Below are 12,987 nucleotides of genomic sequence, written 5' to 3'. Positions count from 1 at the left end.
CGCAGGGGGCGCGGCTTGTGGGCGTGACCATGGGCGCCATTATCACACGCTTGGCCCGCTCCTTTGCCGGCCTATCGTCCTCCGCGCATGATCCCTGTTGCCGACGTGATGATCCAGCACCAGCCGCCATGGCACCAGAGGCTGGTCAAACCTCCGTTGTTGGCCGATTTGGACAGTGCTGCATCAGGTCTCGACCGACGTCTCGACAGTCAGGGCTGCTTCGACGGGTGTGAAGATGTCAACATCGACCCCAGGCGCCCGCATCGTCACAATCAGGGCGTACCGAGCCAGAGCGTCGACGCGTTCCAGGTAAGGCTTCTCCTTCCACCAGCCCCCGACCGGGAACACGCCGATCGCATCACGCTCGGCGAGATCGGCGGCGCTGCCCGACCAGAAATCGGCGTGCAACGAGCCGCGATCGCGGAAGGTGCCGAGCAGCCACTCTTCTCCGCCTCCAGCAGGCGCCCCTTCCTCCTCGTCCCGAGCGGCCTGATTGATGCGGGCTCGGAATTCGTCGACTGTCTCGGTCGCTGACTTTACTCTGAACCGAAGACCATGGGACGCGTAACGATGCCGGCGGGTCCATCCGCGTTCACCGGGGTTGGGTTCGATGAAATAGGACAGCGTGACGCGGAGCTCGACCTGGGCAGCGCCGAGCGCCGCGAGCTGCTCCTTCGGCCAAGGCAGGCGATGCAGCTTCATGTCACGCGTTTTGGCAGCCGCGCCGCCCTCGCGCTGGAAAGGCTGAAGCTCATCTTCAACGATAAGCGTGAGGTCGTTCACCGTTGACAGAAGCGCGCGCCCAAGATCTGGCACGCCGTAACCATAGCGCCGCACGAGCGCCTGGATCTCGCCCTTCGCTCCGTTGCACGCATCGATGCGTGCGCGCATCGCCGGAGTCCATTCGGCCGAGTGGACGATCAGGGCGCGAACCGTTTCAGGCCACAGCTCGGGGCGCGCTGATAGAATTAGTCCCGCCATCCGTGCGGCATGGGCCGTTGCCGCGCTCGTATCTCCGAGGGTGGTGAAGTGGCGCAGTTCGGGTCGATAGAAAGTGGTCAATATCTGCAGATCGTCGATCGGCTCGCCAGGCAACACACCGTCATGGGCGAGATTGCCGCCTTCGAAGACGACCTCGGGCTTCACCGGCCACTGCCTGTCCCAAACGACCGAAGTGCGACTGCGCGGCGAGAGCTCGCCGACCGGCGCGATCGGAGCGTAGCCCGCAAAGTCGGTGTCAATGATATCGACCTTTTCTGTGAAAGCGCCGACCGTCAGCGCATTCCAGGCCTGAGAAGGATCATCGACTGCTTCCAGATCGTTGCGCGTCAAATGCTCGGCCGGCATGAGGTCATCGCCGATGTTGCCGGCAGAGAGAACGATCAAGCGTCGCTGCTCCTCTTCGAAACAGAGTTGGTCGATAGCGGCAGACCACGATGTGGGCCTTCCACGCGCCGGACTGGCGCTTGTCACAGCCATTGCGATCGCGCGGCGGCGCTCCGGCGCCTGCACCTCGGCGCGGGCGATCGCTTCCGCGGTGATCGAGCCATAGAGTTCTGGATCGTTTGCCTCGTCTTCTGGCGGAAGGATACGGACACTCTCCAGCCGAAAGGGCAATGGAACTGGATCGCCTCCGACCAGGAGCGGGACCAGATCACCGTACAGGCCGACACCTGCCATTCGCGTCCCGTGGCCGCTCCACGCAGGTGTGTCGTCGCTGCCCCATGCCGGTTTGACGGTGTGCCAGTCTTCAACGGCAAGTGCGGGTTCGATCAACGGGTGGGTGCGACGTACGCCGCTGTCGAGAATGCAGACCGCAATATCGGATTGAGGCGGTCTGACGCGCCCGAGAAGCTCGTCGCTCCAGTCCCTTTGCTCCGCGCCGCCAAGGCCCATGAAGAAGGACGGCGTATCCTTCGCGCGCCGCAGCTCGGCGACGACATCGCTGTGCGCAATCATGCGGTCGAGCATTGCCGTGCTGGCGAGTGCCAGCATGACCACCCGCTCCGGAAACCTGACCGCATGCGTGCGCAAAGTGATGTTCAGGGCTTCGGCAATGTGCTCGAAGTTCTCGCGGCGACCGTCGCGCAGCCAGACTTCCCACCACACCTGCTCGTCAGCGGCCTGGGGGAAGAGGTCGTCGTGGTCGGTAAACAACGATCGTGCAGTCGCCAGCCTGACTGTCTCCATGCGGGAGACGAGCGGCTCGTTGCGCGGTCTGCCGCGGTCAGTGTCAACGTCTCGATACGCCTCGACTTTCCGCAAATAATAGGCTTGCGCGCTTTGCGGCAGGAACACCGACGCTGTGATGGGAGCACCGGGTTGAGTTGGCTCATGGACGGCGACCAGCTCCATGTGCTGGCGACGATCGGCCAACTGGTCGAGGGCCGCCCGTCCGGACATGGGCAGATCGATCTCGAGGTAAAAGCCAGGCGTGCCGACCGACAGCTGGGGGTCACGCGCCGCAATCTGCTGGCGTGCACTTTCGACCGCTTGTTCGATGGATTGCGTCAAGGCCGCAGCATGCGACGCCCGATCACGCGCCGGCAGCGGCGGTGCATGTATAAGTTGGTTGGGCCGCCGATAGGCTTCCCGAATGCCGTTGTTGCGAAGGTGGATATGGGCGCGGTCGCGCGGAAAATCGTCTGCCATTATGATCTGTGCTGTCGCTACTCAGACAGCGAAGCCTGCCGGCGTTCCTTCAGAGCGTCGATGAGCGCTTCCGAGGTGATCCGCTTCCCCCCCCGCAATATGATGGTTTTTGCAGCGTCGTCGGCCGCGCGGGTGATCTCGGCCTGCGACAGTCTCTCTGCCTGAGAGATCGCCTCGTTCCAGGCAAGCCCTCTGGTGTCGAAGCGGTCGAGTCGAGCCCGAAGCAGCGCCTCGATAATCGGCCGATCGGGCACGGCGTATTCGATGACATCGTCGAAACGGCGGAACAAAGCTCTGTCGAGCAGCTCGGGATGATTTGTTGCCGCAATAATCAGGCTGTGGCTGTCGTCTTGCTCGAGAAACTGCAGAAACGAATTCAGCACGCGCCGAATCTCGCCAACATCCTGGCGTTCGCCTCGACGCGCGCCGATGGCATCGAATTCGTCAAAGAAGTAGACGCCCCGCGTCGCCTGCATTGCATCAAAAACAAGCCGCAGCTTTCCGGCAGTCTCTCCCATGAACTTGGTGATCAAACCATCGAGGACGATCATGAAAAGGGGCAGATGAAGCTCCCCGGCCAATGCCGATGCGGTCATCGTCTTGCCTGATCCTGGCGGGCCGACCAGAAGCAGTTTGCGACGGGGAACAAGCCCGTGCTCGCGCAAGCTTGCTTGTTGGCGCTGCTCTCCCAGCACGCGGTGCAGGCGCGAGCGCAGACTGTCCGGCAAAATCATGTCCGTCAGTCGCAGGTCCGGATAGCGCACATGCAGGAGGCCTGCGAGTTCGCCCTTTGGCTGAAAAAGGGGAACCGGCCGACTGCTCTTGGCAATCCGGGCGTCCCTGCTCTTGGCTGCGTCGACCAGATCCTTGAGCTCCTGAGCAAGCTTGCCATGGCCTTGACGTGCCTCATGCGCAGCAAGCTGCATCGCGATAGAGAGGAAACGATCCTCGTCGCCGGCAATGTGGCTTTTAAGCAGCGTCACGATATGGCGGGCCGTGGTCATGGCTCTCTTCTGGGGTATCCGTTTACTTGGCGAAGCGCATGCAACCTAAACGCTTTCAACGGCGATTTGTAACGCGCAATGGTGTTTTTTCTCTTGTCGATGTTCGCCCGTGGCAACTTCAGCGGTGAACTGTTGCGCCGCGGTCATAGGCCAGCCGGAATAACGCCGGCCAGCAGACAACAGTCCGCATCTTCGAGCGCTCGAAGTCTGGCCACTCACGCAGCGTGTCGGGTCCGAACGCTCCAAAGCCGCCCCGCCTGGCAGGTCCATGCGACCGATTGCGGGCGTGCGGCCATAAGGTCTACGCGGGCTCGCATGGCTGCCCGCGCCGCTGGCTAAAAAGCTGTACACCATCTCACGAAACACCAGGTCCGCTCCTTTGCCGGCCGACGGTCCATGAAATCCCCTCCCCACTCACGACACCGGAGACCTCCTTGCCCACATGGCGCTCAAGCACCGGCCGCCATGGCACCAGCGTGAACTCGCGCGACTTTTCAACGACGGCATATTTTCCGCTGGCAAGCTCGACGGAGCGGCGGAGCGTACCCTCTACTCGTCCTCCGAATCGCGCTTCGGCATAGGGCAGGCCAAGTTCCTCCGACAGTTGGCCAGCAACACGGTTCAGTTCTCGCTGGCGCAGGATCGAAAGCATGTTGGCTCGATAGACGATCCCATCCTGTTCTTTATGCGCGAGGCCTTGCGCGATCAGCCACTGCCGCCGGCGAGCTTGCGCCTCTCTCACGTCGCGGCCGAAGCCGGATCCGTGCAAAGGCTCGGGTCTATCGGCAACCAGCTCCCGGTCGAGCCAGGTGGCGCCGTTGAAGCTGACCTGTCGCTCCAGCGCCATTGAGGAGAGCTTGTCGGCAACGACAGGCTCGGCCCTGGCCCGCTGGCCCTCATAATTCGCGACGCGATCGAGATGGTCCGGCGCGATGAGCCAGGTGCCGTTCGGCTCTCGCTCAACGCCGCCGGTCGCGCGGCGGATCGCCTCCAGCCGCCGCACATGCGTTCGCGCAAAGCTCTCGGTGGCGGATGGGTCATGCTTCAGGTGCATATCGACGTCGTAACGGCCGCCATGCGCGGCGGCGATTTCGGCGATGGTACGATCGACCTGCCTCGGCTCGGTGTTCCTTGGCGCGACACGCACGATGCAGCCATTAGGCATCGTTTCCATCGCCTCGCCTCTACCGATGTTGATCCAATGGCTCTTACCGTCGACGGCGTCGACGATCATGTAATGGCGGTCATTGATCTCGTCGGCCAGTCCACGCGCGACAACGCGACCGACGAGAGACTGGACGGGCTCGCCGGATCGATCGTGGATCACCCAGTCGGCGGCCCTGCGGGCAAGCCCCTTGCCGGTCAGTTCGCGGTGCATGGTCTTGATGATGTCGCCGCGTTCGCCGGTGCGGCGCAGCGTGGCTTCGAGCTCATCGTCGAGGCGCCAGGAGCCAGCGCCGACCTCCGCGGCCAGACCCATCCGCTCGAGCTTGCGCAGCCGTCCCTGGTGCAGCGTCTGGCGAATGGCGTCGGGACCGCCCGGCGAGACCAGGCCGTCATCATCACGCATGCTGAGCAGCCGACGGTCGATGCTGGTGAAGCGTTCCTGCTCCATTTCCCGGCGCAGGCGAAGCTCAATCTCGCGGTCGGTTCGCGGACCGAGATCGAGGCTGACCAGCTCGGCCGCCCGCTCGCGGATGCCAGATGAGATATATTCGCGCGCGATGACCAGGTTCTCGCCACGGTCGTCCCTGCCACGGACGATGATGTGGCTGTGCGGGTGGCCGGTGTTGAAATGATCGACCGCGACCCAGTCGAGCTTCGTGCCGAGGTCTTCCTGCATCTGCGCCATGAGCCGCCGCGTCAGCGCCTTGAGGTCGTCGTACTCGATGCCGTCTTCGGCAGCGACGATGAAGCGGAACTGATGGCGGTCGCCGTCCGCGCGATCGATGAACGCCTTGCCGTCGACGCGGCCGCTGTCGGCGCCGTAGAGCTCGCCAGGTTCACCTTCGCGGGTGACCCCGTCGCGCTGAAGATAGCGTAGATGGGCACGCGCCCCGTCCGCGCCCTTGCCGGCGAGCTTGACGACCCGCGCCTTGACGATCACCCGGCGCTGGCGGAAGGCGGCATACCGGTCGCGCGATTTCAGCAGTGCGGCGGCCGCCCCGCCGCGCCCTGTCCGGCTTCCTGTGAAGCGACCACCGCGTTGCGGCCGGCCGCCAGCCCGGTTGATCGCCGCACGAACCTGGCCGGCATAGCGTTTGCCGGCCTTCGAGCCGCGCGACCCGATTTTGCCGAGCTTCGGCCTGAACTCGTCATCCTTAATGCGAGCCTCCCAGACATATCAAGCAAAATCAGACACTTACACGTCAAACCCTCTTGGCACCGGCGGCAGCCTCCCGGAAAAACGATGTGCAGACAAAGATTTAACCGCCTCCTGGAGGCGGTACCTTTATCTTGCCTTCCGCGCCCAGCCCCGCCAGACGCGCCCCCGTCCGCCATGGCTAACGCACCGGCTCCTTCGGCTGCGCGCCGTCCTTGCCGAGCGGCACGAAGAGATCGCCGTTTCGCACGCCTGAGTGAACACCGTCATGAATGAAGAACAGCGACCGTCCGAGAGGAGCGATTTGCGCCTTTGGAGCGACAGATTGGCTTTCGAACGCCTCGATGTCGGCCGCCGAAACTCCGGCCGCCTTGAGTTGGTCGAGGTACTCGACGGTCTCTTCTGGCAGCGGTTTGCCACGCTTCAAATGCTCGTCGTAGCGCTCGGGACCGGCATTGTAGGCGCCAAACAGGCCAGGAAATCCGAAGCGGTCATACATGGCACTGAGATAGGCCGTGCCGGCCAGGATATTGTCGCGCGGATCGTGGGGGTTAGGCCCAAGGCCGTGTTCGACCCGCATCTCTTCATAGGTGCCGGGCATCACCTGCATGAGGCCCATGGCGCCAGCGGGGGAGGTGATGGGGCGGCCGCCGCGCATTGTCTTGCCGCCGCTTTCGGCAGCCATGACGGCATAGATCCAGGCTTGGGGAATATGGAAGCGCCGGCTTGCTTCCGATACCAACGTCTGCCACTTTCGCAGCTGCGGACTTTGGGAGATGGCGACCGGCTCAGCGCCGGTCGAGGCGGAACAGGCGCATGGCGCAATGGCGATCATGCCCAACAAGAGGAGGGTCACTCGGTCCATAGTGGTACGAGCCTCCCGATGACATTTTGAGTGGGAACAGGCCCGAAATAGCGGCTGTCGAAGGAGCGGTTTTTGTCGCTGCCGAGCAGGAAAACCTCGTTATCCCCGAGCGCTCGGCAGCCGTTCCACCATGGCAAAGGTCGGCCTTCGGCGTCGATTTTGAGCCGGCGCGCGACGATGTCGCCGCCGATGATGATGGCGTCATTGAAGGCGCAGACATTATCGTCCGGCAGCGCTGCAAGACGTTTTGCCAGCGGCACATTGCGAGGCAGATAGCTGCGCTCGGCGGCGAGATACGCCGCGTATTCAGGCGGGCGCACGAGCACGAGATCGCCACGCGCCAGCGCTCCCGCAGCGATGCGGTAAAGGCCGATCGGCGCGCTGGCCGAGGCGTTCCAGACCAGCCAAGGGGCGGGCTTTCCCAGCGCCGTGAAGCCCAAAAGACCGAGACCGGCCGCGGCCAAGGCGACCGTCTTACGGGCTCGAACACGCCTCAGGCGGCTGCCGATCAGATGGATGGAAGGGCGCCGCCTCATGAACGGCCTCCCGTGCCGCCCTGGCCGGAACCGGCCTTGCCATCGCCGGCGATGGAGTGCTGCGGGTGTCCTTTCGACCAATGGTCGAGTTCGTCGATGTGATAGCGGACATAGCGGCCGTGCTTGCGGAATTTCGGGCCGCCGCCCTTGAGCCGCATCTTTTCGAGCGTGCGCTGGGAGAGCCCGATATAGAAGGCGGCTTGGGCTGTGCTGAGAAACGGGCTGCCCTTTTTCGCGCGGGCCGCGCGTTCGTTTTCGTCGTCCATGATGATCCTCGTTTCGCTTCGGACAAGCGAGGGCGAGGATGGGCGAGGGAGATCGTCTCGGGGACGGGCGAAGAGTCGGGGGAGAGTTTTCGCCGCCCTTTAGGGCGGACGGGGTTTGGGTGGAACTCCTGGGAATGAGCCCCGCGCCGGGGCTGCGGCGCGAGGCTCTTATCTCGGCCGGTCAGTCGGCCGGGTTCCAGATGATGGCGTAGGTGTCGTGATCGTCCTGGCCGGCGGCTCGGCCGAGATTGGCGTAGAGCTTGCGCGGTCCGAACTCCGGCGCTGCAATCGACAGGCTCACATAATCCTTGCCGGAAGTCTCGCCGGTGCGGATCCAGCCAGCGCCGACTTCGACCCCTTGCGTAAGCACCCGGAAGTCGGGATGGTTATCGGCGCTCTTGGCCTGGTTGGGGACGATATCGATGTCGGCGCGGACGCTGAGCGTCTTGAACTGGCCCTTGTAGGCGCCGTTTTCCTGCTTGTTGACGTAACCGATCGCGGTCATTTCGAAGTCTCCTTTTGTGGTTTCGCCGGGGACCATCCCCTGCGATGGCGCACCGTAATGGGCGCGTCAGGACCGCCTGAATCCGACAGGGCCGCAGCGACAGTGAAGGACCCGAGCGGGCAGCTTTTTTGTGAGCGAAGCGGCGCGAGGAAGCCGCCGCAGGCGGCGGGGAAAAAAGCTGATGGCGCGAGGGTTTCGGGCGGCCGGACCCGCCCATAGGTCGACAAGCCAGCCGCAGGGATGGTCCTTGGAGAGAGCATGGAGACCGCTCGCCAAGTGCGGTCTGTCAGCCAAGCAGGACGCCGGGATGAAACGGCCTGCAAAGATGCTGCGCCCTTATGCCGGATCGAGATCGTGCCAGCGGGTCGGGCGCCAGAGCAGACATCCGGCATGGTGCGATCTATGAAAGCAGGGCTCGCCAGCGGGAATTTGATACGCGAGGGGGCCAAAGTAAGGCTGGATGAGAAGCCGGTGCTACCTGCAGGTCCAGTGTCATGTGGCGGCGCTCGGGAAACCGCTACGCAATGTAACGCGCTCTTATGAGGCGAACAGACCGGCCCCAAAACCGATCGACCGGTGGTCGGCGCGAAACGCGTCATGCCTGTCCGAAAGCTGACAGTGGCAGAAGACGCATGTCGGGTTCCGCACAATTGACCATGCTGGATTTGTGAGGTTTTCAGGGAGAGCCATGCGTTCACTTCCCAGTGAGCTTTGGCACGGCATTTGCTCTTGATGTGGCAACACGGATCGAAGGTTGACTGCATGCACAAGCGCGAGATGAGCAATGCTCTCCTTTCCTGGAGGCTTGGCAGCAGATTCGATTTGACGTTGCGAGGAGCTTCAGCCGCTCGCGGCGGAAGTGATCTCAAATCTGAAGGCACCGTTGGGGCCGCAGCCATCAAACACATCTTTCTCTTTTTCGCAGCTCGTCTTCAACGCGATGCGGACTTCTTCGCGTCGACGGCGGCCGAAGGTGGAGAAGGGGCTCGACTTGCAAAAAGGAGTTGTCAATGACGTCTTACGTTCGCACCAACAGCCCGGCGCAGGTGCGCTCACTGTCCACCTTTGGCAAGCATCTGCAAAGGAGCGTGCTGACGGCGACGCTGCTTGCCGCGGCTTCGACGGGAAGTGAAGCGCAGCCCTATGTTCGTGCTGACGGCAGCACGACTGACGACTTGGAAGCGGCGCGAGCAAGTTGGCGTCATGACGCCGAATTCAATGGAAATGTGGGGCTCGCAGCCATCAACGCGGATGCCGCGTATGCGTTGGGTTCCACCGGGGAGGGGGCCAGAGCTCCTCGCCTGCCCTCGTCCGTCTTGACGAGTGCCCGCTTACAGCCTACCTCACTATCGCGTTAGCACTCGTCCATCGCGAGTGCTAACAAAAACCCCTCAACAGCGCACCAGGGAAAAATCCGAAAATGGCAAAGTCGAAGTTCCGCCCGCTGCATGACCGCGTGGTCGTTCGCCGGGTCGAATCCGAATCCAAGACCGCTGGCGGGATCATCATCCCCGACACGGCAAAGGAAAAGCCGCAGGAAGGCGAGATCATCGCTGTCGGCTTCGGCGCTCGTGACGAAGCTGGCAAGCTGGTCCCGCTGGACGTCAAGGCCGGCGACCGCATCCTGTTCAGCAAGTGGTCGGGCACGGAAGTCAAGCTCAATGGCGAAGACCTTCTGATCATGAAGGAATCCGACATCATGGGCATCATCGGCTCATATCAGGCCCTTTCGTCAACTGAATTCCCGGGCTCGATTGAAGCCCCTGCCAGGAGCTAAAAATGGCTGCCAAAGACGTAAAATTCTCCCGCGATGCCCGCGAGCGCATGCTGCGCGGTGTCAACATCCTCGCTGACGCGGTGAAGGTCACGCTCGGCCCCAAGGGCCGCAACGTGGTCATCGACAAGTCGTTCGGCGCCCCGCGCATCACCAAGGACGGCGTCACCGTCGCCAAGGAAATCGAGCTTGAGGACAAGTTCGAAAACATGGGCGCGCAGATGGTCCGCGAAGTTGCTTCGAAGACCAACGACATCGCTGGCGACGGCACCACGACCGCGACCGTTCTGGCGCAGTCGATCGTCCAGGAAGGCCACAAGGCCGTTGCCGCCGGCATGAACCCGATGGACCTGAAGCGCGGCATCGACCTCGCGGTAACCGACGTCGTTGCGACCCTGATCAAGAACGCCAAGAAGATCAAGACCTCCGAAGAGGTTGCCCAGGTCGGCACCATCGCCGGCAACGGCGATGCTTCGGTCGGCAAGATGATCGCCGAAGCGATGCAGAAGGTCGGCAACGAAGGCGTCATCACGGTTGAGGAAGCCAAGACCGCCGAGACCGAACTCGAAGTCGTCGAAGGCATGCAGTTCGACCGCGGCTACCTCTCGCCCTACTTCGTCACCAACGCCGACAAGATGGTTGCCGAACTCGAGGACGTCTACATCCTCCTGCACGAGAAGAAGCTGTCCAACCTCCAGGCCATGCTGCCGGTTCTCGAAGCCGTCGTGCAGACCTCGAAGCCGCTGCTCATCATCTCGGAAGACGTCGAAGGCGAGGCTCTGGCCACGCTGGTCGTCAACAAGCTGCGCGGCGGCCTGAAGATCGCCGCCGTCAAGGCTCCGGGCTTCGGCGACCGCCGCAAGGCCATGCTGGAAGACATCGCCATCCTGACCGGTGGCCAGGTCATCTCGGAAGACCTCGGCATCAAGCTCGAGAATGTCGGCCTCAACATGCTCGGCCGCGCCAAGAAGGTGTCGATCTCCAAGGAGAACACCACCATCGTCGACGGCGCCGGCAAGAAGGCCGAGATCCAGGGCCGCGTTGCCCAGATCAAGCAGCAGATCGAAAAGACCACTTCGGACTACGACAAGGAGAAGCTGCAGGAACGTCTGGCGAAGCTCGCCGGCGGCGTTGCGGTGATCCGCGTCGGCGGTGCGACGGAAGTCGAAGTCAAGGAAAAGAAGGACCGCGTCGATGACGCCCTCAACGCGACCCGCGCGGCCGTCGAAGAAGGCATCGTTGCTGGTGGTGGCGTCGCGCTGCTGCGCGCTTCGGCCAACATCAAGGCCACCGGCGTCAATGCCGACCAGGCCGCCGGCATCAACATCGTGCGTCGTGCGCTGCAGGCTCCGGCCCGCCAGATCGCGGCCAACGCCGGTGCGGAAGCATCGATCGTTGCCGGCAAGATCCTTGAGAACAAGGGCGCGACCTTCGGCTACAACGCCCAGACCGGCGAGTATGGCGACATGATCGCCATGGGTATCGTCGATCCGGTCAAGGTTGTCCGTACGGCTCTTCAGGACGCGGCCTCGGTCGCCGGCCTGCTGGTCACCACCGAAGCCATGATCGCGGAGGCTCCGAAGAAGGAGTCGGCTGGCGGCGGCATGCCTGGCGGCATGGGCGGCGGCGGCATGGGCGGCATGGGCGGCATGGATTTCTAATCCAGCTCTGGCAGCTTTCGCAACGAGAGGGCGGCATCAATGCCGCCCTCTTTTTTTGCGAACCTCGGTCCGATGAACGATCGACGCCAACGCCGGCCATCGGCGTTAGGGCAACCTCAAAAGAACTGTCGAGTTGGTTGCGCGCGGCTTTGCGTCATCAGAGGCGCAAGGCGGTCGCGTGTGAGGATTGCGCGCTCCCATAGGCGGTTTCGGCATGTGCCTCGCCTTCGACATCGACATTGCGGCCAAGCAGGAAATCGGCGGCTTTCGAGGCATGGCTTGCGGCGCGGAAGATGGCGCGGTTGTCCTCGCGCAAAACCGTCAGCCATGAGCCGATGTAGTCGGCATGGCGCACGGTCGGCTCGATGCCGAGACTGCTGCAGATGAAGGCTGATGCGATTTCGGCGACCAGTTCCTCGCGCGCATAGGTGTTGGACCCGAAGGAGCCGGACAGGTCGCGCGCGAGTCGCCTCGGGTGGCCGGTCCAGTGGCCAAGCTCGTGAAAGCAGGTCCGGTAATAGTCGATCTGGTGGAAGAAAGCCGGCTGCGGCGGCACCTGTATGGTGTCGCTGCCGGGCATGTAGAAGGCGCGCTCGCCGCCGACGCGAAAATCAGCGCCGGTTGCATGAATGAGCGCCTCGGCCTGCGGGACCATCTCGCGCTCAGGCAGAGGCTCGCCGGCGGCGTAAAGATGTTCGGGCAGATTATCGCACTGCGCGACATTGAAGACGGTGAAGCGCTTCAGGAAGGGCACCGCCTGCGGTTCGTCGCCATCGGTGTCGGCGCGTTGCTTTTCGTTCTTGGGAACAAAGCGGTCAGCGTGAACGATGGTGGTGCCGTGCTCGCCCTTCCTGACATTGCCGCCAAGCGAAAGCGCCTGCCGGAAGGTGAGCCAGTTCTGGCTGGGGAAACCGCGCTCGATGACCGCGCCCCACAGGATCAGGATATTGATGCCGGAATATCGGCGCTGGGTGGCCGCATTCCGCGGCAGGCCGAGGCCTGTCCTTGCCCTGCCCCACGGCTTGACCCATGGCACGGTGCCGCGCTCCAGTTCGGCAATGATGCGGTCGGTGATTTCCTGATAAAGGCTGGCGCCGGTGCGCCCGCCGCTGTCTGCGCCAGCCTGTCGGCTGCCGCAACGTTTGTTGTTTGCACGCATCGTGATGTCCTCCGCTCTACAATCGCGCGCCCTCCCCGGAAGCGGGGTGGGCGGCAAAAGCGACCGGAAAGGCCCGCCGTCGGAGGCGGACTGCATCAGCAGGACCGGAACGGAGTGGAGGACCCGAAAGCGACAAGCGAAGGGTTGCGGGACGCCGCGGCGGGCCTAGAAGGGAGTGCTGCCCACCCTGCGCCAGGGGGAAGGCCACAATAGAAAGACGCCGGCCGACAGGCCGGCGACCG

The 12,987-nt window shown here is 63.3% G+C and carries 10 protein-coding genes and 1 pseudogene; 3 read left to right on the top strand and 8 right to left on the bottom strand.

Going from position 1 to position 12,987, the window contains the following annotated elements:
* Nucleotides 1-183 precede the first annotated feature (183 nt).
* The 7 genes from P9228_RS29540 to P9228_RS29510 all read right to left on the bottom strand — a co-directional run bounded on the left by P9228_RS29540 (nt 184) and on the right by P9228_RS29510 (nt 8,151).
* A complete protein-coding gene (locus P9228_RS29540; RefSeq protein ID WP_063169237.1) occupies nt 184-2,652 on the bottom strand; it encodes a S8 family peptidase in 2,469 nt (822 codons plus the stop codon).
* A 17-nt stretch (nt 2,653-2,669) separates the two neighbouring features.
* Entirely contained in the window at nt 2,670-3,656 is a 987-nt protein-coding gene (locus P9228_RS29535) for an ATP-binding protein (RefSeq protein ID WP_024505649.1), read from the bottom strand.
* 355 nt (nt 3,657-4,011) lie between these two features.
* The gene (rlxS, locus tag P9228_RS29530; protein ID WP_063169238.1) at nt 4,012-5,982 is read right to left on the bottom strand and encodes a relaxase/mobilization nuclease RlxS; all 1,971 of its coding nucleotides are present in this window, start codon (nt 5,980-5,982) and stop codon (nt 4,012-4,014) included.
* Nucleotides 5,983-6,160: 178 nt separating this feature from the next.
* Nucleotides 6,161-6,844 (bottom strand): lytic transglycosylase domain-containing protein, encoded by a 684-nt coding sequence (locus P9228_RS29525; RefSeq protein ID WP_024505647.1) that lies wholly within the window; start codon nt 6,842-6,844, stop codon nt 6,161-6,163.
* Nucleotides 6,832-7,380, bottom strand: coding sequence for a S26 family signal peptidase (locus P9228_RS29520; protein WP_024505646.1), 549 nt, complete (start codon nt 7,378-7,380; stop codon nt 6,832-6,834). Before P9228_RS29520 ends, P9228_RS29525 begins: the two co-directional genes overlap by 13 nt.
* Nucleotides 7,377-7,646: a helix-turn-helix domain-containing protein gene (locus tag P9228_RS29515; RefSeq protein WP_024505645.1), complete on the bottom strand. Its 270-nt coding sequence runs from the start codon at nt 7,644-7,646 to the stop codon at nt 7,377-7,379. The genes P9228_RS29520 and P9228_RS29515 overlap by 4 nt, the downstream gene beginning before the upstream one ends.
* A gap of 181 nt (nt 7,647-7,827) precedes the next feature.
* Entirely contained in the window at nt 7,828-8,151 is a 324-nt protein-coding gene (locus P9228_RS29510; protein WP_024505644.1) for a DUF736 domain-containing protein, read from the bottom strand.
* Nucleotides 8,152-9,161: 1,010 nt separating this feature from the next.
* Here P9228_RS29510 and P9228_RS29505 point away from each other — a divergent pair.
* The 3 genes and pseudogenes from P9228_RS29505 to groL all read left to right on the top strand — a co-directional run bounded on the left by P9228_RS29505 (nt 9,162) and on the right by groL (nt 11,586).
* Nucleotides 9,162-9,509, top strand: a complete 348-nt coding sequence (locus P9228_RS29505) for a hypothetical protein (RefSeq protein WP_063169239.1) — start codon at nt 9,162-9,164, stop codon at nt 9,507-9,509.
* A 62-nt stretch (nt 9,510-9,571) separates the two neighbouring features.
* A pseudogene (gene groES / locus P9228_RS29500) lies at nt 9,572-9,865 on the top strand (co-chaperone GroES); the annotation flags it as partial.
* Nucleotides 9,866-9,930: 65 nt separating this feature from the next.
* Nucleotides 9,931-11,586: a chaperonin GroEL gene (gene groL, locus P9228_RS29495; RefSeq protein WP_063169240.1), complete on the top strand. Its 1,656-nt coding sequence runs from the start codon at nt 9,931-9,933 to the stop codon at nt 11,584-11,586.
* Between the two features lie 157 nt (nt 11,587-11,743).
* Here the strand turns inward: groL and P9228_RS29490 are convergent, their stop codons facing one another.
* The gene (locus P9228_RS29490; RefSeq protein ID WP_063169241.1) at nt 11,744-12,745 is read right to left on the bottom strand and encodes a zincin-like metallopeptidase domain-containing protein; all 1,002 of its coding nucleotides are present in this window, start codon (nt 12,743-12,745) and stop codon (nt 11,744-11,746) included.
* Between the last annotated feature and the right edge of the window lie 242 nt (nt 12,746-12,987).

This window comes from Mesorhizobium sp. WSM4898, assembly GCF_029625845.1.
GTDB lineage: Bacteria > Pseudomonadota > Alphaproteobacteria > Rhizobiales > Rhizobiaceae > Mesorhizobium.
The sequence above is the reverse complement of the archived record's forward strand: the minus strand, read 5'-3'. Positions and strand labels throughout refer to the sequence as shown.

Excerpts from the sequence above, each read along its gene's own strand:
- P9228_RS29540 (WP_063169237.1), bottom strand. The coding sequence starts at position 2,652 with ATGGCAGACGATTTTCCGCGCGACCGCGCCCATATCCACCTTCGCAAC.
- P9228_RS29535 (WP_024505649.1), bottom strand. The coding sequence starts at position 3,656 with ATGACCACGGCCCGCCATATCGTGACGCTGCTTAAAAGCCACATTGCC.
- P9228_RS29525 (WP_024505647.1), bottom strand. The coding sequence starts at position 6,844 with ATGGACCGAGTGACCCTCCTCTTGTTGGGCATGATCGCCATTGCGCCA.
- P9228_RS29520 (WP_024505646.1), bottom strand. The coding sequence starts at position 7,380 with ATGAGGCGGCGCCCTTCCATCCATCTGATCGGCAGCCGCCTGAGGCGT.
- P9228_RS29515 (WP_024505645.1), bottom strand. The coding sequence starts at position 7,646 with ATGGACGACGAAAACGAACGCGCGGCCCGCGCGAAAAAGGGCAGCCCG.
- P9228_RS29510 (WP_024505644.1), bottom strand. The coding sequence starts at position 8,151 with ATGACCGCGATCGGTTACGTCAACAAGCAGGAAAACGGCGCCTACAAG.
- P9228_RS29505 (WP_063169239.1), top strand. The coding sequence starts at position 9,162 with ATGACGTCTTACGTTCGCACCAACAGCCCGGCGCAGGTGCGCTCACTG.
- groL (WP_063169240.1), top strand. The coding sequence starts at position 9,931 with ATGGCTGCCAAAGACGTAAAATTCTCCCGCGATGCCCGCGAGCGCATG.
- P9228_RS29490 (WP_063169241.1), bottom strand. The coding sequence starts at position 12,745 with ATGCGTGCAAACAACAAACGTTGCGGCAGCCGACAGGCTGGCGCAGAC.